The organism is Nonomuraea cavernae, from assembly GCF_040655715.1.
GTDB lineage: Bacteria > Actinomycetota > Actinomycetes > Streptosporangiales > Streptosporangiaceae > Nonomuraea > Nonomuraea cavernae_A.
In genome coordinates this window covers 1-22,231 of record NZ_JBFAKL010000020.1, presented here as the reverse complement: position 1 = coordinate 22,231, position 22,231 = coordinate 1, and the positions used below count along the sequence as shown (strand labels likewise).

Sequence of the window (22,231 nt, the reverse complement as noted above, 5' to 3'; positions counted from 1 at the left end):
ACTTTAGCTCTCACCTGCGATTCTTTTCGGTATTAACCCGCATTCGCCCCGTTTCCGGGTGACGGTGAAGTCCCGAGCCGCCCGTCCGCGTGCGCGCCCGTGATCGGAGACCGCTTCCCCTGGCGAACCCGCCTGGACGTCCACGTCAGCGGCAGAGTCGCCACGATGAGCACCGCGACCAGCCCGAAGCCGAGCGGAAAGCCCGTGCGCCCGACGATCAAACCGAACCCCATCGCCCCGGCGCCCATCCCCGCGTCATAGACCAGGTTCCACAAGGCGCTTACCCGGCCGGCCGGCCCCCGCTCGAACATCAGCGCCAGCGTGGCGTTCTGCAGCACGCCGAACCCGATCCCGAACAGCGCCATTCCGGCGATCAACGCGACCGGCTCCGCCGTCCACACCTGCAGCGCGGTCCCTCCGGCGGCCGCCAGGACACCCGGCGCGAGCAGGCGGGCCGAGCCGTGCCTGTCACCGAACCGGCCCGCCCACCAGCGGGCCGCCGGAGTGCCGATCGACTGCGCCAGCAGCGCGGCCGACGCCTGCGCGGGAGAGACGGCCAGCGGCAGGAACGTCACCAGGACACCGATGGCCACCGTCACCGCGGCGAAGATGAGGGCCGGGCCCGCGAGACCTCGCAACCCGCTCACGCGGTCGCCGGCCGCCCGCGCCGGCCTGACGGAAGGGAGCCCGGCCACCGCGGCCAGACCGGCGAGCGGTGCCAGCCCCGCCGCCACGAACACCGGCGTGAAACCGAGCGCGTCACCGGCCCACAGCCCCAGCGGCAGTCCGGCCAGCGACGGTAGCCCGACCGCCACGCCGTACAGGCCGAGGCCCTCACCGCGGCGCCCGGCGGGCGACAGCTCGGCGGCCAGCGCGGTGCCGGTGACCACGAGGACGCCGAGCCCGGCGCCACGCAGCAGGCTGACCGCGAGCACCAGGGGAAGGCCGGAGGAGAAGGGCAGCAGCAGGGCGGGCAGGCCCAGCAGCGCCAGGCCGAGCGCCATCGCGGCGCGGTAGCCGAACCTGGACAGCAGCCACGGGACGGCCGGTTCGACCAGCACCGTGGAGAGCATCATGGCGCCGGTGACCAGTCCCGCGCCGACCTCGCCCGCACCGCCCGAGGCGACGTAGAGCGGAACGGCCGCGAACAGCAGGTAGAAGCCGAACATGCCGCCGACCGAGGCGGCCATCATGAGGTTCATCGAACGGGTGAGCATGTCGGCCAGCCTCACGCCGGGACGACCCGGCCACATCGGGCATGATGCGTAGCGGCCTCTTCATAATGAGGGGGTGTTCGTCGGACGCGAGACAGAGCTCGCGGCGCTCGCCGCCGCCTGGGCCCGCACCCCCGCCGCGATGCTGGTCGTCGGTGAGGCGGGCATCGGCAAGTCCCGGCTGGTGGCGGAGTTCACCACGACGGTCGGCGCGCTCGTCGCGGAGGGCGGCGCGGATCCCGGTTCGACGGCGTACGCGCCCTTCGTGCCCGTGCTGCGCCGCCTGGTCAGGGAGTACGGGCCGGAACTGGTGCCGGGCGGCGGGCGCTGGGGACTGGCGCGGCTGCTGCCGGAGCTCGGCGAGGCGGACGAGCAGCCCGAACTGGGCCGGGCGAGGCTGTTCGAGGAGGTGCTGCTGCTGGTCGAGCGGGCGGCCGAGCGGCGACCCCTCGTGCTCGTACTCGAGGACCTGCACTGGGCCGACCAGGCCAGCCGCGATCTGCTCGCCTTCCTCCTGCGCAACCTGATGCGGCCCGGCATCCTCGTCGTCGTGACCTCGCGTGAGCCCCTGCGGCTGCACGGCGCCCAGACGCTCCGGGTGCCGCCGCTTCGCCCCGAGGAGGTGGCCCGCATGCTGGGCCGCTCCGACGTGGCGCTGATCGTGGCCCGTAGCGAGGGCAACCCGTTGTTCGTGGAGGCGCTGGCCGACGCGGGCACGACCACGCCCGCCTCGCTGCGCGAGCTGCTGCTGGCCGGTGCCGAGCGGCTCGGCCGGGCCAGTCTCGACGTGCTGCGGGCCGCCGCCGTGGCGGGACGCCGGACGCCGCACGAGGTGCTGCGGGCCGTGGCCGGTCTCGACGACCTGGCACTGGACGAGGCGCTCAGGCCGATCGTGCGGGTCAGATTGCTGCTCGTCGATGGCGACGGCTACGTGTTCAGGCACACGCTGATCCGTGACGCGGTCTACGACGACCTGCTGCCGGGCGAGCGCAGGCGGTTGCACGCGCGGTGCGCCGAGGCCTGGCCCGATCTGGCCGCCGACCACTGGCACGCGGCGGGGGACCGGCCACGCGCCTACGCCGCGGCCCGGCGGGCACGCAGGTGGGAGCGGGTCCTGGAGCTGTGGGAGCAGGTGCCCGCCGGCGAGCGCGCCGGCGTGCTGGAGCTCGCCGCCAGGGACGCCCTGCACGCGGGGGACGCCGTACGTGCCGAGGAGCTCGCGAGCCGCGCGCTCGACGAGACCGGCGACCCTCTGCGGGCCGCCCACCTGCTGGAACTGAGAGCGGGGGTCCGTGACCTGCTCGGCGAGGAGAGCCTGAACGACCTGCGCGAAGCCGTACGGATCGCGCCACGGGAGGCCCGGCTGATGGGCGCGCTGGCCGGCACCCTGCACTGGAACGGCCAGGACGACGAGGCTCGCGCGCTCGCCCACCAGGCCCGCGCCCTCGGCGACACCAGATCCCTGGTCACCCTGGCCGCGCTCATCGCGCTCGAAGGCGACCTCGACGCCGCCTCGGCCCTCTTCACCGAGGCCAGGGCCGCGGCCTCCGACGACGACACCAGGCTGGTCGCCTACGCCAGCGAGGCCGACGTCCTCGAGGCCGCGGGCGAGCACGCCCGAGCCGAGGAGGTGGCCCGCCGCGGGATGGCACAGGCCAGGCGCGTGGGGATGGCCAGGTCGCGCGGCGCGCACATCGCCGCGAACCTGGCCGAGCCGCTCTGCTCGCTCGGCCGCTGGAAGGAGGCCCGCGAGGTCGTCCAGACGGCACTCGCGCTCGACCCGCCGCCGATCCACCGCGCCTGGCTGCTGCTCGTGCTCGGCACGGTCGCGGTCTGCGAAGGTTCGCTGAAGGAGGCGGCCGGCATCGTCGGCCAGGCCAGGCCGCTGATGCGAGGGCGCTCGCGCGGCTACGACTCCTGCCTCGAACCTGACCTGCTCGAAGGCAGGATCGCGTTGGCCGAAGGCGACCTGGAGCGCGCCGCGCTGCTGGCCGACCACGCGTTGACGGCGCACGACCTGACGCTCAGCCGCCGCTATGCCTGGCCGCTGCTCGTGGTGGCCGCCCAGGCGGGCCGGATCCGGCGGGCGCCCGATGGGATCTCCACCATCGGGCGCGTGCAGAAGGCCCACCGGTCCACGTTCGAGGCGGAGTGCGGGGGATCATGGGAGCCCGCGGTGGCCGCGTGGCGCGCGGTCGGTCAGCCGTACGCGTTGGGGTGGGCCTTGGTGCGCGCGGCCGAGCAGGACCCGGACCGGGCCGACGGGCCGCTGCGCGAGGCTGCCTCCATCGCCGCGCGGCTGGGAGCCGAGCCCCTGCGGCGCGAGGTCGAGGCGGCGGCGGCCGTCATCCGGGTGAGCCTCAGGCCCGGCCACGGGCTCTCCTCCCGCGAACGCGAGGTGCTGGGGCTGGTGGCCGAGGGGCTGAGCAACAGACAGATCGCCGAGCGGTTGTTCATCTCGGCCAGGACGTCGGGCGTGCACGTCTCCAACATCATCGCCAAGCTCGGCGTGGCCTCTCGGGTGGAGGCCGCGGCCGTGGCCCGCAGGACCGGCCTGCTCTGACACCCGTCTCGACCGCGTCGCCTGACCGGATCAGCGCCGCAGCCGCCAGGCCGCGGCCACCGCGATGGCGGCGGCGGCCAGGCTCACCGCCCTCGTGAGGCGCACGGCCCGGCGGATGTCCCGCACCTCGGGCGCGGGGCCGTCGCCCATGACCGGGCGGTGCTCGGTCCGGCCGCCGTAGACGTTCGTGCCGCCGAGCGTGACGTCCAGCGCCCCGGCGAACGCCGCCTCGCACCGCCCCGCGTTGGGGCTGGGATGCCGGTGGCCGTCCCTGGCGAGCACGGCCAGCGCGCGACGCGGATCGGGCCCGGCCAGTACGGCGAGCAGCCCGGTGAGCCGGGCAGGGACATAGTTGGCCACATCGTCGAGCCGCGCAGCGGCCCAGCCGAACCGCTCGTACCGGGCCGACCGGTGCCCGACCATCGCGTCCAGCGTGTTGATCGCCCGATACGCCAGCAGGCCCGGCACACCCGCCACCGCACCCCAGAAGAGGGGCGCGACGACGGCGTCGGAGGTGTTCTCGGCCAGCGACTCGACCGTCGCCCTGGCCATCTCGGCGGCCTCCAGCCCGGAGGGGTCACGCCCGCACAGATGGGGCAGCCGGGCCCGCGCCCGGTCGAGGTCGCCGGCCTCCAGCGCCCCGGCCAGGTAGGCGCCCTCACGGGCCAGCGTGGTGCCGCCGAGCACGGCCCAGGTGGCGACCGCCGTCAGCGCCGCCCGCCCGGCCGGATGGGTCACGCGCTCGGCCGCGATGCCGATCCCGGCCGCGCCGCCCACGCACAGGAGCACGTGCACGACTCCGTTCGGCCGCGCGTCGCCGTACAGGAACTCCTCGACCCGGGAGGCGGCGCGGCCGAACAGCGCGACCGGATGCCCGGCGCGCGGATCGGCGACGAGCGCGTCGAGCGCCACGCCCATCGCGAGGCCGAGCGCGCGGGGATGATCAGACCAGATGGGCATGCAGCTCATCTTCGTGCACGTCCAGCCATGCGGCCGCCCGGCGGATGCGCTGGCCCGCGCCCTGCGCCCACATCCTGCCCCAGCTACCGCCCGCCGCCGCCCGATCGCGCATGACCACGTAGGACCGGTGGAGGCGGAGCCTGGACAACTCCACGAGCCGCCGCCGCTCGCGGGGCGGCAGGCCGTACGCGTCGCAGAACAGCCGCACCCGCGCCCCCACGTCCAGCCCGCGCTGCAGCGGATGGAGGTCGACCGGATCGGCGATCGGCGCCCAGTGCCGCAGCGTCGTGACGACGTCGAACAGCCTCGTTGTCGGCCGCGCCAGATCGAAGTCGATCAGCGCGCGCGGCGTCGCCTCCTCGAACACGACGTTGTCCGGGGTCAGATCGCAGTGACCGATGACCTCGGGCGGCGCGTCGTCGTTCGACCCGCCCTCCCAGCCGTCGCCGCCGAGCGGGAAGCCCGCCGTCGCGTTGTGGAAGTCGCACAACAGCCCGGCCAGCCCCGCCAGCGCCTCGTCCGTGACGGTCGGGCGGGTGACCCCGGTCGTGCCGGGGAGGTAGGTGAGGACCTCACGGCCGAGCCCGTCCATGCCCACTACGCGTGGCGCGCCCTCGAAGCCCGCGGCTTCGAGGTGGCGGAGCAGGGCGTGCACGGCGGGGGTGGACGGGCTGACGGGCCGGCGCACGGTGTCACCCACGCGCACCACACCGTCTGTCACGTCCCCGCCCTGCAGGGGAATCTCATGCAGGAGCGTCGCGACCATGGGACGAGAGCTTAGACCTATTTGTACCGCTCCCGCCTGGAGTTTCGGTCAACCCTTCGCGGCTTCCCGAGCCCTCTCGGCCTGCCCCGGCGGGGGTGCGTGTCGCGAAGGTGGGACGTGGAATGATGTTCCCGGTAGGCGCGCAGCGGCGTCCGGAGCCGGTCGGTGACTCCCAGGCCAGAGGCGGTAATCGAGTAGGCCGTCAAGGTTGTGGTGATCTATCCTGTTTGGGGTGCGCGCATGCCTGGCATCGCATGCTTTACCCTTAGCGTGCGCGCGACGTTTCCGTGCGGGGTCCCCGCCTGGTCGTCCCGCCTTCACAACTCCATCAGGCGCCCTTAGCTCAGCTGGATAGAGCACCGGACTTCTAATCCGACGGTCGCAGGTTCGAATCCTGCAGGGCGCGCTATCGAGACCAGGCAATCTACGGGTTGACCTGGTCTTTTGCATGATCGGCCCGGTTCTCCCGTAGGCAGCGGGAGGCGGCCGAAAGCAGCCCTGTGCCACTGTTCACGGAACATACGCGGAATGCTCGCAGCCACGTTTTCCCAGGTCAGCACGGGAGTTCGGAAGCCCGGAACGGCGAAAGGACCCCGAGGTGTCCCGGGGTCCTGCCGTGGCTCGTATGTCACGCCGCGAGTGCTTCCAGGATGCGCCGGTTGGCGATCTCCCTTTGGCCGTCGATGCACTTGGCGTAGACGCGGAGCATCACGTCCACGCCGTGTCCCGCTCTCTCAGCCGCTTCTGGGGCGTGCACACCCGCGTTGAGCCAGAGCGAGACGGCCGCGTGCCGGAGGTCGTACGGTCGGCCCGCCAGAGGAGAGGCGACCTGGTCGGGGGTGAAGGCGTACGTCCGGGCTTCCTGCCAGACCTTCGCGTACGCCGAGCCCGAGATCACGCCGCCCGTCCGTGTACGGAAGAGCCGGCCATCCTCGCTGACTCCGAACGCCGCTATGTGATCCAGCAGAATGGCCACCAGTTCGGGCGGGATGGGCACGGTGCGCGTATGCTTCACGTCCCGATGCTTCAGCCCGCGCTCGTCGTGGGCCTGCCCAGAGTCGGTGAACCGCCTGTTGCTCTGTGGCCTGGTCTTCTCCAGCGTCAGCAGTCCCCAGCCCTTCTCTGGGAGCCGGCAGTCCTTCTGCCTCAGGCCCGCCGCCTCTGCCGGGCGAAGACCGCCGAAGTACATGCAGGCGAACATGGCGGCCAGCATCGGCCCTCGTGACCGCCCCACGTAGGTCACCGCGGTGAGAAGTTCACGCGCCTGCCTGGGGCTGACCACCGAGCGCCGATCGAGCTCGCCGCTCACCTTGGCCTTGCGGAACTTGACCTTGTGCAGCGGATTTGCCGAAAGCTCTTCCAGCTCCACGGCGTACTCAAGCGCGTGATGGAAGACGGCCCGCTTACGGCGGTACGTCGAGGTCGCCGCAGGCTTGCCATCCAGGCACAACGCCAGCGCTTCCAACGCTGCACGGGCGTTTTTGGTCTCTTCCAGAGCGGTCAGCGGGAGCGAGGCGCCCTCCAGCCAGCGGACAGCGCGGGAGATCTCCGGTGTCGGCTCTCGCCTGCGGTCCTCAGGCAGAAAGGAGTAGTCGCGCAGCACCCGGCGGATGATCTCGTCGGACGGACGGCCCGGTGCATCGCCGACCAGGACGCGGGTGACGGTGGCGAGGGTGTCGGTCATGCCCTCGCGGGACTTGGCCGCCGCGTGGGGCCACCAGGCGTGTACGTAGGCGACGGCGAAGGAGTACCAGGTGCGAGCGTCCTTGGCCTTGACCATCGACGTCGGAAGGCCGGTATCCACATCGAACGCTTCACCCTTCTTGGCCGCCTGGCGGAGGTCGGACAGGAAGCTCTCGGCCAGGCCCTTGGTCTTGAAGGTCTGCGACTTCTCGCGGCTGCCGACCGTCCACCGCACGGTGTGGGAGACGATCCGGGGCTTCTTGCCGGGCTTGTCTGCTCTGGTGTTGGTGCGGATGTCCCAGAACTTGACCTTGTAGGAGGTGGTCATGCGGCGCTCCTGAGGGATTCGAGCCAGGATTCGAGGTCGCTGCGGTAGATGCGGAGTTCGCCGTTGGGCAGGCGGATGCCCTTCGGTGCCTTGCCGATCTCGCGCCAGCGGTAGAAGGTGCGGCGGGAGACTCCGCCGAGTTCGTTGAGGACCTGGGCGACGGTGAGGAGTTCGTCTCGCCTGCTCATGCCGCCCTCCCTGTCTGCTCGGTTGCCGAAAGATCTTGTCCGGCTGCTCTGGCTTCCAGCTCTCTGAGGTGGGCTCGCCAGCGTTGACGTTCGTGGACCGATCGGAGGAGTCGGACGGCGAGCGGTGGCACGTTGGCGTCTCCGGCCGGGACGGGCCGCCAGATGTAGCGGTGTGGGTCGGTGGGCTCGTCGGCCTGGCCGAGGGCTTCCAGGACCCAGGTCCGGCGGTCCTGCTTGTGCTCGGCGAGGGTCTTGTTGGACCACTTGCGGGAGACCAGGACGCGGCGCCCGGCGTAGCCGAGGTGTTCGGGCTTGTGGGCCTTGGACCGGCAGCGGCCGGGAGCCATCCCCGCTTTGGCGTTCTTGGGCTGGACGCCGTAGCGCAGCCAATTCGGGCAGGTGGGCGAGCAGGGCTCGTAACGAAGGGCGTCGAGCATGCGGGCGGCGTGCTCGCGCTGGGCCTGGCCGCCGTCGAGGGTTTCGCCGATGGACTTGGTCAGGTACTTGGACAGATACCGGATGCACTGGTCGGCGTCCGGCGTACCGGAGAGGACACCTTGCACGTCCACCTGATCGCCGAAGCGCAGCACGTGGAGGGGGTCGGCGTCCTCGTCCAGGGCGTCGAGGGCCTCGTCCCAGGTGGGCAGAACCTCCCCGCTGACCGGATCGAGGTAGCCGGCCTGCTCGTCCCAGAACGGCAGGTGGTCACCGTCGAAACGCACCTCGTCAGCCTGCGGCCACCAGACCTGGTGATAGGTGGCAGCGGCGATCTGCTTGATCTCCGCGCGCGGGAGGGTGCCCCGGATGGCCATGTGCAGGTGCGGGGCGAGCCGCTTCTGAGGTTCGACGGCGGCGAAGTACTGCACGTCGTAGCCCGCGACGCGGCGAAGGTTCTGCACGAACCGGTCCACGAGCTTGGAGAAGTGCAGCGCGTCCCGAGCAGCGCGCCGGTAGTCGTAGGTGTCGGGATCGATCGGGACGCCGTCGCGGACCTTGCCGTAGCTGGGCAGGGTGAGCGTGACGAACAGCGACGGCCGGTAGGTCCTGCCGCCCGTGCTGGTGAAGGTACGTCCAAGGGTGGTGTTGGTCATCTTCCGCTTGGGCAGGTCGGGTGCGTCCTGCCGACGCCGGGTTGACCGGGTGCGCTTGGGCACCGCGGATCCGGTGACGCTGCCTCGCATGCCAGCGGCGTTGATCTCGTCGTCAAGGCCGGACAGGACGGCGTCCAGATCGGTGGTGTCGTCGCCGGCCTGTGCGGCGGCGTCGCGCCTGGCCTGCATGTCGGCGCGGAACGCGACCAGCCAGCGCTGTTCCTCGTTCGGCTCGTCCGGCGTTATGGCCGGTTCGGTGTCGAGGTGCCACCCCTCGCGGCATTGGGCCATGCGGAGCTGCCGGTTGCGCTTGGCGCACGGCGGGCACTTGCTGTCCAGGGTGGAGCCGCACGGCACGTCTATGATCTCGGCCTTGCCGGTGACGATGTCGAATCGCCGCAGCGCGATGGGCCGGATGCAGACGCCGTGCAGTTTGGCGACCTCTTCGAGTACGTCCCTCGCCATCGGCATGGCCTGGCGGACGGCCCGGGGGAGAGCGCGGTCGTGCGGATGGGTCATGCGGTCCTCCCTTCGGCGGCGGCGGGGACGATGAGCGCGGTCTGTCCGCACTCGCGGCGCTCGACCATGGCGCGGATGTCGTGGTCGGAGACATAGGCGGCGCGGACCCGGACGGGTTCGGGGCTGGTTTCCAGCCGGACGTAGCCGACGCCCGCGCCGAGTTCCGGGACCGGCGAGATGTGGTCGGCGAGCGCGCCGCGATCACGGGCGCCGTCGCCGAGGACCATGTCCACCTGCTCCGACTCGTCCAGCCGGAGGGCGATCTTGTCGGGGAACAGGTTGCGGATGTTCATGACCTCTTTGCGCGGGTCCTGCAACGCGGCCAGGACGCCGACGCCGACCGCGCGGCCCTGGGTAGTGAGGGTGGCCAGCGCCGAGGAGATGCGCTGCCGGAGTTGCCGGTCGGACTGGTAGGCGGTCAGGAACGCCACCTCATCCACTACGACCAGGACGAACGGATCATCGACGGTGGGTGTGTGGGAGCGCTGGAGCCCAGCGAACCGAGCCGCCCGCTTCTGCATGACGCACACGGCCTCGTCCAGAAGGTCGGCACACTCTTCCGGCGTGGCGGCGTACCGGGAGCCGAAGAGGGCGCGGCCGTAGGACAGTTCCATGAGTTTGGGATCCAGCGCCCACAGCTCGACCAGGCCCGCACGGGTGGCGGGGAGCAGGGAACGGATGACGGACCAGATGATCGACCCCTTGCCGGCCCCGGTCGCGCCCGCGACAAGAACATGGGTGCCGTGCATCTTGAGCCGCCACGGCCGCCCGTCTTCCTGTCTACCGATCTCGACCGGCCCCACTGTCGGCTCCTCTGGTATGGGAAGCGCCGGCAGGGGCGAGGCGAGGGGATCGCTGCGTGGGAAGGTCAGGGTGAGCCGTCCGGCTTGGGACAGCGCCACGCGGCATGACTTCGCGCCGAAGCCTTGGGCGAGGTGGTCGAGGCGATCGGACCAGTCCTTGACCGCTTGGCCTTTGAGCATGCGCACGGTGACCAGGTCGGCCCATGAGGTGCAGGTGACTTTGCCGAGCCGGGGGAGGTAGTCGCGGCCCCGGAGGTGACGGCCGAGACCTGAGACGATCATGACCGGTTGCCAGTGCCGCCGGTAGATCCAGACGACTCGCCACCAGGCCAGCAGTCGGTAGCCGACCAGGCGAGCGAAGGATGCCCGGTTGATGAACGCCCACGAGACAAGGACCAGGACGACGACGCCGAGCAGAGATGCCGCCAGTGGCCAGTCGTAGAAGTACCAGGCAGCGCCAAGGGCTACCGGGATGGCGGTGGCAATGGGATGGCGCCAGGTCGTACGGACGAGCCTGGCGAGCATGCGCCAGGTGAGGATGACGATGGTCAGGATGGCGGGAGTCTTGACGACGGCCGGGCGGAAGACGACGGCCGTGTCGGGCGTGGTGGAGACGAGGTTGCGCGCCTCGTCGCCAGGCAGCCGCTTGAACATAAGCTGGGAACCTCTCGTGATGTGGAAGTCGTGGGAGAACCGAGGGGCCGCCGGAAGTTGCCGCTTCCAGCGGCCCCGCTTCGTGTCAGGCCGCCGTGTCGGTGGCGTCTGTGGCCGGTGGGCCGGTGTACAGGAGCTCGCAGTCGGCCAGGTAGCGAGCGGCGGCGTTGAAGATCTCGCGGGCGAGGTCAAGGTCGGCATCGGTGACCGGCCCGCCCCCGGTGGTGGAGATGTGCACGTTGGCCTCGTGGGAGGCGAACTCCAGATACGGCCGCGGATTGCTGAGCAGCAGACCGGAGCTGATCCGCAAGCGCGGCGTGTAGAAGGAGACACCGACGTGCGGCTCGGAGTCGGGTCGCATGGACAAGGTGACGTAGCTGTAGGGTCGGTGCTCGCTCACGCCGCCACCCCGTGACCGTCGGGAAGGCCGTAGAAGCTGCGCTCCATGGAGCGGGCGAAGCGGTGGGCCTCGCGGGCCAGCTGGCGCGCGAACTCCAGGTCCGCCACCGTCACCGGCCCGTTCGTGGTGACCAGGACGGAGGTGGCGCCGAAGTCGAGCGCCAGGACGGGCTCACGGCGGGCGAACGGGTGACTGAGCGTGCGCGCCGCGTTTCCGGTGGTCAGCCGGATCACGCTGGTGCGCGGGGTACGGCGACGGGTCATCAGGCGGCATCCTTTCCGGCCGAAGCCTTGCTCGCGGCGGCCTGAACGGGCTGGGCGGTCTGGCGGGGTGCGTGCATCTCACGGACCTTGATCGAGTACGCGAGGCGTCCGGCCGCGTTGACGTACGGCGTGATCGTGATGGCGTTGAACTCGACCGGCGTGAACGGCAGCCCCGGCATCGGGGCCGGCGGCACCGGCTGCACAGGGGCGAGGATCTTGACCGCCACCGTCTTCTGGGCGGGCTTAAGGGTTGGGTCACCGTCCATGACCGCGACCTGCCAGACCAGCTCACCGGTCTGCTTGTCACGGGCCTGCACGAACCGGCCGTTGGACGAGGCGTCGAAGTCCTTGACGGGCTCGACCTCGCCGACGACGTAGCAGCCGTGCGGGAAGACCATGGCGAAGGTGACGGGGATGGGGCCTTGCAGAGCCATAACGGCTCTCCTCTCTTAACTGTCTGACACTTGAATTTGGGGTGCTCCCGCAAGCACTGCTACGTGCTTCTGGAGAGCGCCCGCATACGCGTCTGGGCAGTGCTCCAGGACATCCGCCATGGCGTGAAGTGAGGTGATCACTATCAGCAACACCGTGGCGGCCAGCACCGTGGAAGCCAGACCATCCGCGCAGTTGTCCATCAACTCGGCCACGATGCGGATAGCCGTGATCAAACGGGAGCGTTTAGCGTCTTCGAGACCAGTCACCATCGATCACCCCAATCCCTCACCGTTGGCCGCAGCAGCCGTTTCCCCTGACAGGGCCCCGTGTAGGGGGGGCTGCACGAACGAACGTACAGTCCCCCCTACACGTTCGTCAAGGGGGGGCTACACGTGTTGGGTATAGCCCCCTCTGGACGGAGCGCGTACGCTGCCCGCATGGCAAAGGAAGACGTGAGCGAGGCGGTTCAGACCGCGCTTGCATCCCTCGAACACGCCTTCGACGCCGCGCTTGCAGTGATCAATGCAGAGCCTGACCCGAGTCAGGCGTATGCGGGTGCGACGGAGCTGGTCGAGACGCTCAGACGGCTTGTTGAGGCCTCAGGGGATCAACGAGCCTTGTCGGCAGCCCGCATTTTTGACCATGAGCAGATGTCGTTGGCCGGCTTGGCCGACCGCATTGGGGTATCGAAAGCCCGCGCTGCCCAACTTATGAAAACTGCCAAAGATGCCAGTGGGCGACGCGGAAATCCAGCGGAGGGAAGTTAAGAATGAGCAAGCCGACAGAGGTGGTCGTTGAGGTCTGGCCCGTTTCGGCTGACGACGTTGGCCTATGGCTCATCAGCGGCATCGATGCCTGGCGTTCGGGCCCAGTACAGCAGGACAGCGATCCTCATAGCGCCGTAATCGACCTCCTGGCGAAGAACGACGCGGAAGATGGCGTAAAGCTTCTCCACTCGACATCCTGGCGCGCAGATGGAACCGCCGTCGTTCTCACCTACGTAGCCGTACTCGGATGCGGCGCTTTTGTACGCGATAAGTGGGAGCACGCCGCCCCAATCAGCCCCACCCTCCCCGATACGGTCGGAAAGCCGATTCCCGTCGAGGCCACGGACGCACCGATCCCGCGGTATATCGATGTCCTCATGCATGGCTTGCGACATCTGCAATTCCTCCTGCAAACAGACTCCGCCGCGCGTACGGCCCTGTGCGGGAGGTGGCCAGATCACCTAGCAGCCTTTCGCCCAGCTCTGGCCGGCATGTACGACCACGAGCACGGGCAAGAGCCGATCACTCTTCCCGAAGGGCTAGAGGCGCGTTAGCCGGGGGAGACGTATGCACGATGACAGGGAAACGATCGACGAGAGCGGGGCGGTTTCGTGCAGGAACGGGAACAGACAAGAAGCGCAGAACTGGATCAGCTACATGTCCAGCAGCGCGCCATGGAAGCTCTTCGGGATCTTCTTTCGCGTATCGAGAATGAAGACCTTCCCGTAGTCACCTGGACTATCGCAAGCAGCCCATCAGCAACACCCCTCACCGCAGTCTGTGACATAGGTGACGCAGACAAACGCCGCAGAGGATTCGAAGAATGGTGCGACGCTCTTGAGGCTACCAAACTAGCTGACGAGGTGAGTAGCCAAGGGGGAACCAGGCTGCGGGCACAGGTGATGGACAACTATCTTGACTTGCCCATCGAGCTTATTGCTGATGTGTGAAGTCCCTCCAGGTAGGTTCAGCCTGCGCCGAGACTGCCAAGGTCCTTGGGCATGGCCCCTAGGGTGCAGCCTTGCTACGGGCGACCCTGATTAGCTGATCTGCGCGTGCCTTCGAGATTCCCAGCTTGTCCGCCAACCTTCTTCGAGAAAGATTCTCGGCGTCAGATATTTTTGCGGCGCACTTAGCGCGAGCTAGCGCTGCATCATCGGCAAGCTTTCGCATGCCATCCGCTAAGCACGTGGCGATATCGTATGCCGCATCGAGGTCAGCCATTCTCTGTAGGTCTTCATTGACCTGATCGTATGCGCGCTTAATCACTTCGAGGGCATCAGAATTGTTTGGCGTGCGGGGCAACTCTTCTCCGGTGGAGTTCATTTGGGAGCCCCGTTCGTCGGATGCTCAACTTTCCCTCTTCTCCGCGCTTTGCCCTTCCTGGGCATTGACCAATGTGTTTTTTGATGTTCCTCCAGAAGGCGATCCCACTCTTGGCGCGCGAACCTATATTGGCCTCTAGCTGTTTCTAGAAAACCATCGGCGGTACGCTGAAGCACGAAGAAGATTCCGCCCTGAGACGCCCATTCGTAAATGCCGCAGCAGGATGTCTCGCGGATTCGGACTGTGTCCGATGGTTCGAATGGGACCCAGGTTGACTCAGCAGCAGGCGGCTTCTTTAGCGCGCTATACTCAATCAGGATCGCGTGCCGTTGGTCATGCGCCAGCGTTAGGACATCCCATACAGGACGGGCCTCTTCCCACGCGCCCATCACTGCTATCTCCGCACCGTCTTCCGTGTGTCGCATAACGGCGTAAACGCCATCATCGGAAGCCCAGATATACATATTGCAGCACGAGATAATCTCGATTTTGAACCTCTCCTCCGAGATGCGGCAAGGCTCCCAGGAAATGCCTGCCGCGTGCCTGATCGCCGCAAACTTGACTGCTGCACCTTTCCCGCTCACTGGCAGACTCCGATCAGAAGTAGCCAACGCTTGCGCGGCGGTTCCGTTGCCAAATGCACAAAATGGCCAACGAGATCAGCGACTCGGCCGTCAATTCGGAAGCGATATGGCGGGCGCTCTCAAATTCGGTCACTTTTGGGATTGGCCTCGCGTGCCATAGGCCGGAGGCTTCGCGCCAGACATAGAAGCGCCTAAAGGCCATACGCAGGCTGGGGTCAGGCAACTGAGCCGATCGTGCATCCAGGGCCGGATGGTGCTGTGGCAGTTCGGTCCGTCTCGCTTGACCTCTGTAGAGGGGCACAGCAGCACGATACCTCTATAGGTATGGCTACCTCCAGTACTTGTACACACTCCTACATCTACGGGTAGCAGACTGATAGGGCATGTAGGCACTTGCTTAGTGTTCGATCGTGCTCGACCGTGAGGGGCCTGTACTCCTATATGTGCAGATATCGGACCAGATCAGGCAGCGCATCGCTTCCGGCGATCTCGCGCCCGGTTCGGCCGTGCCCTCCGAAGTCGAGTTGGTGAGGACCTACGGCGTGACGCGACAGACAGTCCGCCGAGCGATCCAGCTCCTCAAAGAGGAGGGAGCTGTTTACACCGAGCAAGGACGTGGCACCTTCGTCGGGCCAAAGAGCGCACCCCAGAGTCTGCGTAAGGTCCCGGTCTATCAGCAGATCGCCAACGAGATCATCGAGGAGATCAGGGCAGGGGCCTACGCCCCGAATCGCCTCATCCCCAGCGAGAAGACGCTTGAGCAGCGATTCGACAGAGCGCCAGGAACGATCAGGCAGGCGGTCGCATACATGCGTGAGCTTGGCTGGGTCTTCACCGTGCCGCAGAAGGGCACGTACGTCTCCAAGCGCGAGGACTGGCCCGAGGATTAGCTGGGGCTGCCCACGCCGGCCAGCGCATTGTTCTAGTAACGCCAGCGATCCCCGGTGCGGAAGATCTGATACAACCCTGCGTTGTCTAGTCCCACGACATGATTGACACAACTGTCCCACCACATGCTTGACGGGTGCCCTAGGAAACATGACCGGCCTTGCGGGGCCGGGCCGCTTTGATGCTGCGGACGGGCTGGGTGGTGGTGCGGCGGATCACGCGGTTGTCGTCGGGCAGTTCGATGGTCAGGGTGGTGTCGCTGACGTGCACGGTCACGATCGCGCGGGCGTGGATCCGGCCGAGAGCGACCTTCTGCCCGGCGACCATGATGACGCCGCTGTTGCTGGCGACCCGCTGCACGGTGATCGGCTCGATCGAGGGCCGGGGCGGCGGACCGGCCGGCCGTGCGTCTCGCAGGTGCCGCACCCGGTCCCAGCCGATCGGATTGGGACGAGTGCGCAGCAACTCCCGCGTGTCGGGGTCGAAGAACATCAGGGTGTGTTCCTCGATCCGGACGGTGACCCGGCGGCCGTTGAGGATCTCGGCAGCAAGCACGACGCGTCCGGCCAGGCTGACCGTGCCGGAGCGGCTGACCGTCCGGTCGACCTCCACCGCGGTCCCCGTCTCGGCGGGCGGCAGCGGCGAGCCACCCGCCGCTCGTCCGCCGCCCGCAGCGAGCTTGGCCAGGTCGGCGTTCGACAGGTGCGAGCGGAAACTCTTGAGCCGGACCCCGGCCACCAGCAGGTGGATGACGTCGGTGTCGGCCCAGAACGTCACGCGCACCCCGGCACGGTCCGGACCGAGCCAGAACTGCCGGCCCGCCACCGTCATGTTCCCGCTGGCCGGGACGATACGGTCGATCTCCACCGGCCCGCCCGACCACACCCTTGCCGGCGCCACCTCAACGACCGGCTCGGCGACCTTGGCGGCATGGGCCGGCAGGCCGAGGTCCGACGTCGAGGACGGCTGCGGCTGGGCGCTGCCCTGCTCGCCGATCGCCTTCAGCGCACCCGGCAGCCGCAGCGGCAACAGCTCCTCGCCGGGATCGGTCTTCGGCGTGAACCGCTCGACCGGGCACGCCATGCCCAGCGCCTGATGCGGGCGGGTGGTGTTGTAGTCGGCCACCCAGGCGTCCACCGCGGCCTGGGCCTCCCGCAGGTCGGCGAACGGCACCGCATCATCCAGCAGCTCCCGGCGCAGGCTCTGATGGAACCGCTCCACCTTCCCCGTCGTGGTCGGAGAACGCGGCTGGGTCAGCCGGTGAGTGATCCCGTTGTCACGGCAGATCCGGTCGAACAGCACCTCACCGCCCTTACCGAACCGGTCGGTGAACTGCTTGCCATTGTCCGTGAGCACCTCCTCCGGCACCCCGAACGTCCGCAGCGCCGCCGCGAAGGCCAGGCACACCGCCCGCCCGGTCGGACGAGCCACCACAGAAGCGATCACGCAGTAGCGGGAATGGTCATCGACCCCGGTGACGACCTTCGCCTCACTCCCATCGGCCAGGAACACCCCGCCGACGATGTCCATCTGCCACAACTGCATCGGCGCCGGCCGCTCCCACCGCAGGTAGTCCTCCCGGCGCTTACGCCGCTGCCGCGGATTCACCAGGCCATGGCGCACCAGTGCCCGATACACCGCCATCCGCGACGGCACCGGATCCACCCCCAGGCGCTCAGCCTCGTGCACCAGCCGGACCGGACCCCACCGCGGATGCTCTCGCCGCAGCTCACACACCACCGCCTCCACCTCCGCCGATAACTGCGACGGCGACGACTTCGGACGACGGGAACGGTCGACCAACCCGGACAAACCGGATTCCCGATAGCGGCGCAACCACGAATGCAAGCTCTGCCGCGACACCCCGATCCGGGCCGCGGTCTCACTCACACTCGCGCCCGCGAGGACCGCCAAGACCGCCTGATAACGCTGCTCGACAACGGACAAATCGACCAGAGCCAATCCCGGCCTCCTGACGCACGCCACCCGCAAACGACGCACGAAAGATCGGCCGACGAAGGCACCTGTCAAACATGTCCTGGGACTGATGTGTCAAGCATGTCGCGGGACAGGACAGATACAACCCTGCGTGCGTTGCCGAATTGATCTCTTAGGTATCAAGCGGCGGCGCGGCGCGCCGCCGCACCCCCGGCCCTCCGCCCGCCCGCCATCCGGGCGTGCGGCCTGGGGGCCGGTCCCGGACGGCGGCGGGACACCGGGCCGGGCACCGCACGCCGGCCTCGCCGTACTTACCGAACGCTCTGACCGGGTTGCCACGCCGTCGCACAGATGCAGCCCTACGATCGCCACTGCATGGCCGATCACCGTACATTACTGGGGGCGATCGACGATCCGTGCTTCGTTCCTCAGCACGGCTCACCGAGCGGCGTTGTTGTGGTCCAGCTCCATGCCGAGGTATGAACCAGCAGGCGAGATGCTGTCCTCCATGATCCGAAAAGTGTGCGGAATAATCTCCGAGGTAGATCGCCTGCCGCACGGCGGTACCGCAGGTCAGAGGTCATTGAGCGGTAGAACGGGCGACGCCTTGTAAAACCATTAAAGGAGGTTGTGGTGGCCGATCCCCTCGTTCCGTTCCGTTGGTTGGAAGCTTCGCCAGGAGTAGGAGACCGTGAGGATCTGCTTGGCGAGATTTTCTGCGTGTCCTTTTTTCACGGGCTCGAACCTGCGGAGGTGCTGCGACGCTTCGGGGCCGAACGCCCAGGGCGGGAGATGACCTTCCATGAACTCCGTGTCAAGGTCTGGGAGGCGGCAGGGATGACCGGCAACGACTATGTCGGCGTCCTCCAGGTCAGTGAGTGGGGCGTGGCCGTCGAACCGGGGGGTTTCCAGGCGGTGCTGGCCGAGCGGTTGACTGGGCTGTCTCGGGGATGTGAGGTGGTGGCCGTCGGGCGGCACGATTATGCGTCGGACAGCTTCGTGTACGCGGTAGATGGCAAGGTCGTCACCGGCTTCACGCCGCACTTGCCAGGGAGTCGGTGGGGCAGTGATCCGGAACGGATCAACGATTTCATGCGTGAAACCGGCTTGCCTCCGGAGGAGTTGGATGAGGAGACATGGGAGGCGACGTGGGATGACATGTTCACCAACAGGATCTCGCGTGTGTTCTTGCTGGCAGCCAAGATCACTGGCGTGGTGTTCACTCCCAGCGTCCTCGACGAGCCCTTACTCGTCGGCGCCATCAGTCAGTGATCACGAGGGGCGTGCACTGATGCTGCGGGTGGCTACCAGGTCTACCCGGTTTACCGCCGATCCTCTGCATGTGGAAGGCCCTCTCTCCCGAGAGGTCCGCGGTTTCTGGGGGCGATCGTGGCTGGCTCTGCCTCACGGGATATGTGCGGGATGATCTCCCCTGGTAGGGGGCGGGTGAGAGCCGCACCCCGAGGTCGGACACCTGATGTAGTCGGGAACGTCAGCCCGCTGTAAAACCGTCGGTCCTCGTGACCTCACGCTCTCGAAGCGTGAGGAGAGGATGCTCGCCGGAGCCGAGCTGCGCGTGCGGCCTGGGGGCCGTTCTCACACACGCCCGCCACTCGGGCCGACGGCGAAGACGCCAAGCCCCGTGCAAGTTGTTGCTTACTTAGAACTCCTAACAGAATGCGCTCAGTGATTGAGGCGTCGCCAGGAGATGATGGCGCAGGCCAGGGTCATGAAGGCCTCGTGGATGTCGTCGCGGACCTCCCAGCGGATGCGTAATCGGCGAAACCAGTGCAGCAGCGCGATCGTCTGTTCGACCACCCATCGATGCACGCCCAGGCCGGAGCCGTGCGCAGTGCCCCGGCGCGGGATGATCGGCTCGATTCTCTTGTCCCGGAGCTGACGGCGGTAGCGATCGTGATCGTAGGCGCGATCGGCGTACAGCGATCTGGGACGCCGACGGGGCTTGCCGACCTTGCCACGCACCGGCGGGATAGCCTCGATCAAGGGCAAGAGCTGCAGGATGTCGTTGCGGTTGCCGCCGCTGAGGCTGACCGCCAGCGGGGTGCCGTTCCCCTCGGTGATCACATGATGCTTCGAGCCGGTCTTGCCTCGGTCGACCGGACTCGGGCCGGTTTTGGGCCGCCCTTGAGCGCCCGCACGTGGGAGCTGTCGATCACCGCCTTGGACCAGTCCAGCCGGTCAGCGGCGTGTAGTTCGGCCAGCAACAGCTGATGGAGCCGACTCCAGACGCCGGCCTGGTGCCAGTCGCGCAGCCGCCGCCAGCACGTCATGCCTGAGCCGAACCCCAGCTCTTGGGGCAGGAACTCCCACGGGATCGCGGTATAGAGCACAAACAAGATCCCGCACAACGCTTTACGGTCGTCGATCCGCTTGCGTCCGGGGCTGCGGTAGCGGCGTTCGATCGTCGGCAGCAACGGCTCGATCCGTTGCCAGAGCCCATCGGGCACGATCCAGGGTGGCTGTTCGGCTGTTCACCTTTCCTCACACCCGGTTCAACGACCGATCATGTTCCCGGACTCGGCCCCCTTCATTCTGTTAGGAGTTCTTAGTGCTATGTCTTCGGCCGGCCTTCCGAGTCTGGACCTTTAGCCGCGATCTTTGTCCACGAAACCATTTCTTGGCGCTCGATTCTAGTGACAGCACTCGACAGAAGAGCGTCTTTAGTTGATGGATCATCATAAGGGCTTCCGCCGGTGATATAGAGGCGTCGCTCTGCTTCGACGGCCTCGCGTGCTGCGCTGAAGCGCAAGTAGTCATCATGCCAGCGGAAGATGGATTTCATCCCGGTCAAGATAACTAAGAAAGCCCCGAGCATGGCGGGAACTGTAGCATCCCCCGGCACCAGCAATGCGACGATAGGAATAGAGGCTGATACGAATAACTGCGCCGTTTCAGATATGCGATAGAAGCGCCTCGCCTTGATTGCTGCTCGCCTATACCAGGCGTAGGAATTGTTGGCGATTTCTAAAGCGTAAGCAAAGGTTTCGTCTGATGAAGGGCTGCTCAATCTGAACCCCCATGCGGGCATGTCGCTATTTGATGGTCCTCGTACGTATGCGCTTTTGACGCCGACCGGGAGTCCGAAAAACACTCTTTAGTGACCCGAAGTTCCATGAATATATGAAGCGATTATTGAGCTTGCGCCAAATTGCATCGGTTTCCTGGCGACTAGCGTATGCCATCAATCGCGCTCTTCCAGCTCTCGAATATGCCACGGATCTCAGCAAATACGAGCAATGACGCTTTGATCTGGCCAAGTGGATAATTCAGTTGCTTTGATACTCCATTTATTGTATCGAAAATCTCGCGGAGGGCATCTAGCTGACCTATCGAGCCGATCCCCTTCTCGGCTAGCCCGTAGATAGCATCGAGGAACGATGTGGAGTTATCTCCACCTGTGTCGATTTGCTGCCTGGACAGCACCTCAACCGCCTTGTGGACACCGCTATCCCATTTATTCAACCCGCGCAGGATGCGTTGGGAAATAGCCACGGCCTCGTTCGAGACTGGAGTGAGGCTATCGGCTAGCCGTCTCGTTGCCGCTAGTTTTTGCCCGAATGTTTGAGCACGCGTAATCTCTGGCGCCGCACTAGCAGTTATATGGCCAATGTGGGTTATTAGCTCGCTGTAAGTGTTTAGATCGGCCACTATGTCCGGGGTTTCTTCTTCGATCTCCGTAAATAGTTCTAGGAATCCATCGCTCTCCTCTTCTTTGCCATTGGAAGGCGACCGCTCGACTGTCGAATCTGCAGAATCTAGGTCAACGCTGGCGAGAACCTCTTCTATGCGGTCGGATATCTGCTGAATCGCCCTCAACCATTCGGACGACCCTGGGTCGGTTGCGCGCATATGAGCCATTTTGATGACCTGCAGCTTTTTAATCTCTTCCCAGATATCATCTTCTTGAGATCTTGAATCGACTCGGTCGAAGTCTGCATATATGAGCGGGATTATTAGCCTGGTCTCTGAGTTGGCAACGAGAAACCCCAGGAATTCGCGAAACTCTTGCCTGCATGGCGCGCTTTTAAGATAGGCCAGGGAAACGAAGGCGAGGAGAATCGTCGATGAGGACAGGCCAAGTCGTATCCTATCGCGCCAGTTCTCTCCTGCCGCAATTGATTCTGTATCCTTGAACACATTAACGGCTGAACCTGTTTGGCTTGCTAGAGTCGTTTTTATGTCAGCGACGATCCGGGAAATGCGCTGGTAGGTTGCCGCATCATCGACCTGCGCGTAGGACGCAAAAACCGATACCTCTAGTGCCATGTTTGATGTGTTGGGAGTCTTCTCGCTCACAGAATCTCCTATGCAAGCTCTTGCGTCCATGGTTCTCTCTCATTCACGTCACATTCGCCCTACCACTTACGGCGTTTCGGCTACAGAAGGGCGTCGCAACGAGTCGTGCAATCCTAGCCCGCACTCAATGATCGTTTTGCGGTCTCCGCAGTTTATCGCCCTATGGGTATGTGTGCGCCAATATATCCGTCTTGTTGGTTTTGTCTTTTTAGTCACATATTTGCGGACGTTGTCCACTCGCGTTGGGTGGGTCGATTGATGATCCCGAGACTGCATACAGCATGGGAGGCAGGTCGGATGCCGGCCTGGCCTTACAACTGAGTTCAAGAACATCCATCCGGCTGCGTAGGTACACACGAATGTCCTGATGCGCTCAAGCCTCTAGCTAACAACGGGGCTGGGCCCGTGTGGTGTGGACACATATCGCCCCTACGATCGCCTGGTCGTGGTGTCCGTGGCCGTGCAAAAGTAGCCGCAGGTGGCCGGGTTGAGGTCACCGCTGGTGGCCAGTTTTAAGTCCCCACGTCTGTTCGTGCGCGTCTGC

19 protein-coding genes, 1 tRNA gene and 1 pseudogene are annotated in these 22,231 nt (G+C 66.5%); 6 read left to right on the top strand and 15 right to left on the bottom strand.

Translation table 11 applies throughout. The annotated features are described in order from the left end of the window. Window positions 1-32 precede the first annotated feature (32 nt). Window positions 33-1,217 carry an MFS transporter gene (locus tag AB0I38_RS26565; protein ID WP_358475483.1) on the bottom strand — a complete coding sequence of 395 codons (1,185 nt, stop codon included), beginning with the start codon at window positions 1,215-1,217 and terminating at the stop codon, window positions 33-35. Between the two features lie 73 nt (window positions 1,218-1,290). Here AB0I38_RS26565 and AB0I38_RS26560 point away from each other — a divergent pair, with 73 nt between their 5' ends. Further along, a complete protein-coding gene (locus AB0I38_RS26560; protein ID WP_358475475.1) occupies window positions 1,291-3,777 on the top strand; it encodes an ATP-binding protein in 2,487 nt (828 codons plus the stop codon). A gap of 30 nt (window positions 3,778-3,807) precedes the next feature. On the opposite strand, the gene AB0I38_RS26555 is transcribed toward AB0I38_RS26560, so the two are convergent. Together AB0I38_RS26555 and AB0I38_RS26550 are read right to left on the bottom strand one after the other, a co-directional pair. Next, window positions 3,808-4,737 carry a cobalamin biosynthesis protein gene (locus AB0I38_RS26555; RefSeq protein WP_358475471.1) on the bottom strand — a complete coding sequence of 310 codons (930 nt, stop codon included), beginning with the start codon at window positions 4,735-4,737 and terminating at the stop codon, window positions 3,808-3,810. Beyond that, complete coding sequence (locus AB0I38_RS26550) at window positions 4,721-5,503, bottom strand: phosphotransferase (protein ID WP_358475457.1); 783 nt, start codon at window positions 5,501-5,503, stop codon at window positions 4,721-4,723. The genes AB0I38_RS26555 and AB0I38_RS26550 overlap by 17 nt, the downstream gene beginning before the upstream one ends. A 332-nt stretch (window positions 5,504-5,835) precedes the next feature. Between AB0I38_RS26550 and AB0I38_RS26545 the strand changes: the two genes are divergently transcribed. Continuing rightward, window positions 5,836-5,909: transfer RNA gene (locus AB0I38_RS26545), tRNA-Arg, on the top strand. Window positions 5,910-6,131: 222 nt separating this feature from the next. Here the strand turns inward: AB0I38_RS26545 and AB0I38_RS26540 are convergent. The 8 genes from AB0I38_RS26540 to AB0I38_RS26505 form a co-directional block, all read right to left on the bottom strand. After that, window positions 6,132-7,514: a tyrosine-type recombinase/integrase gene (locus AB0I38_RS26540; protein WP_358475439.1), complete on the bottom strand. Its 1,383-nt coding sequence runs from the start codon at window positions 7,512-7,514 to the stop codon at window positions 6,132-6,134. Further along, entirely contained in the window at window positions 7,511-7,702 is a 192-nt protein-coding gene (locus AB0I38_RS26535) for a helix-turn-helix transcriptional regulator (protein WP_358475431.1), read from the bottom strand. Before AB0I38_RS26535 ends, AB0I38_RS26540 begins: the two co-directional genes overlap by 4 nt. Then, window positions 7,699-9,312, bottom strand: coding sequence for a replication initiator (locus tag AB0I38_RS26530; protein ID WP_358475418.1), 1,614 nt, complete (start codon window positions 9,310-9,312; stop codon window positions 7,699-7,701). The genes AB0I38_RS26535 and AB0I38_RS26530 overlap by 4 nt, the downstream gene beginning before the upstream one ends. Further along, complete coding sequence (locus AB0I38_RS26525; RefSeq protein ID WP_358475398.1) at window positions 9,309-10,769, bottom strand: FtsK/SpoIIIE domain-containing protein; 1,461 nt, start codon at window positions 10,767-10,769, stop codon at window positions 9,309-9,311. Before AB0I38_RS26525 ends, AB0I38_RS26530 begins: the two co-directional genes overlap by 4 nt. An 85-nt stretch (window positions 10,770-10,854) precedes the next feature. Then, entirely contained in the window at window positions 10,855-11,169 is a 315-nt protein-coding gene (locus AB0I38_RS26520; protein WP_358475382.1) for a hypothetical protein, read from the bottom strand. Further along, the gene (locus AB0I38_RS26515) at window positions 11,166-11,432 is read right to left on the bottom strand and encodes a hypothetical protein (RefSeq protein WP_358475378.1); all 267 of its coding nucleotides are present in this window, start codon (window positions 11,430-11,432) and stop codon (window positions 11,166-11,168) included. Before AB0I38_RS26515 ends, AB0I38_RS26520 begins: the two co-directional genes overlap by 4 nt. Next, window positions 11,432-11,866 carry a plasmid replication, integration and excision activator gene (locus AB0I38_RS26510; protein ID WP_358475372.1) on the bottom strand — a complete coding sequence of 145 codons (435 nt, stop codon included), beginning with the start codon at window positions 11,864-11,866 and terminating at the stop codon, window positions 11,432-11,434. Before AB0I38_RS26510 ends, AB0I38_RS26515 begins: the two co-directional genes overlap by 1 nt. 15 nt (window positions 11,867-11,881) lie before the next feature. Beyond that, window positions 11,882-12,136, bottom strand: a complete 255-nt coding sequence (locus AB0I38_RS26505) for a hypothetical protein (protein WP_358475367.1) — start codon at window positions 12,134-12,136, stop codon at window positions 11,882-11,884. A 168-nt stretch (window positions 12,137-12,304) separates the two neighbouring features. On the opposite strand from AB0I38_RS26505, the gene AB0I38_RS26500 reads away from it, so the two are divergent. The 3 genes from AB0I38_RS26500 (at window position 12,305) to AB0I38_RS26490 (ending at window position 15,434) form a co-directional block, all read left to right on the top strand. Next, window positions 12,305-12,634 carry a hypothetical protein gene (locus AB0I38_RS26500; protein ID WP_358475359.1) on the top strand — a complete coding sequence of 110 codons (330 nt, stop codon included), beginning with the start codon at window positions 12,305-12,307 and terminating at the stop codon, window positions 12,632-12,634. Between the two features lie 2 nt (window positions 12,635-12,636). Continuing rightward, window positions 12,637-13,188: a hypothetical protein gene (locus tag AB0I38_RS26495; RefSeq protein ID WP_358475353.1), complete on the top strand. Its 552-nt coding sequence runs from the start codon at window positions 12,637-12,639 to the stop codon at window positions 13,186-13,188. Between the two features lie 1,766 nt (window positions 13,189-14,954). After that, on the top strand, window positions 14,955-15,434 hold the full coding sequence (locus tag AB0I38_RS26490; protein WP_358475322.1) for a GntR family transcriptional regulator: 480 nt from the start codon (window positions 14,955-14,957) through the stop codon (window positions 15,432-15,434). A 955-nt stretch (window positions 15,435-16,389) separates the two neighbouring features. On the opposite strand, the pseudogene AB0I38_RS26485 reads toward AB0I38_RS26490, so the two are convergent. Then, window positions 16,390-17,379: pseudogene (locus tag AB0I38_RS26485) on the bottom strand (IS481 family transposase); the annotation flags it as partial. Window positions 17,380-18,003: 624 nt separating this feature from the next. Between AB0I38_RS26485 and AB0I38_RS26480 the strand changes: the two are divergent. After that, the gene (locus AB0I38_RS26480; RefSeq protein ID WP_358475291.1) at window positions 18,004-18,642 is read left to right on the top strand and encodes a DUF6461 domain-containing protein; all 639 of its coding nucleotides are present in this window, start codon (window positions 18,004-18,006) and stop codon (window positions 18,640-18,642) included. A gap of 411 nt (window positions 18,643-19,053) precedes the next feature. Here AB0I38_RS26480 and AB0I38_RS26475 read toward each other — a convergent pair. The 3 genes from AB0I38_RS26475 to AB0I38_RS26465 form a co-directional block, all read right to left on the bottom strand. After that, window positions 19,054-19,841 (bottom strand): IS5 family transposase gene (locus tag AB0I38_RS26475; RefSeq protein ID WP_358477199.1). Its coding sequence is split into 2 segments (ribosomal slippage): window positions 19,054-19,508 and window positions 19,508-19,841, totalling 789 coding nucleotides; the frame shifts between segments, so codons are not numbered across the junction. A 101-nt stretch (window positions 19,842-19,942) separates the two neighbouring features. After that, on the bottom strand, window positions 19,943-20,419 hold the full coding sequence (locus tag AB0I38_RS26470) for a DUF4231 domain-containing protein (protein WP_358475285.1): 477 nt from the start codon (window positions 20,417-20,419) through the stop codon (window positions 19,943-19,945). Window positions 20,420-20,559: 140 nt separating this feature from the next. Further along, window positions 20,560-21,687, bottom strand: coding sequence for a toll/interleukin-1 receptor domain-containing protein (locus AB0I38_RS26465; RefSeq protein WP_358475274.1), 1,128 nt, complete (start codon window positions 21,685-21,687; stop codon window positions 20,560-20,562). Window positions 21,688-22,231: the final 544 nt, after the last annotated feature.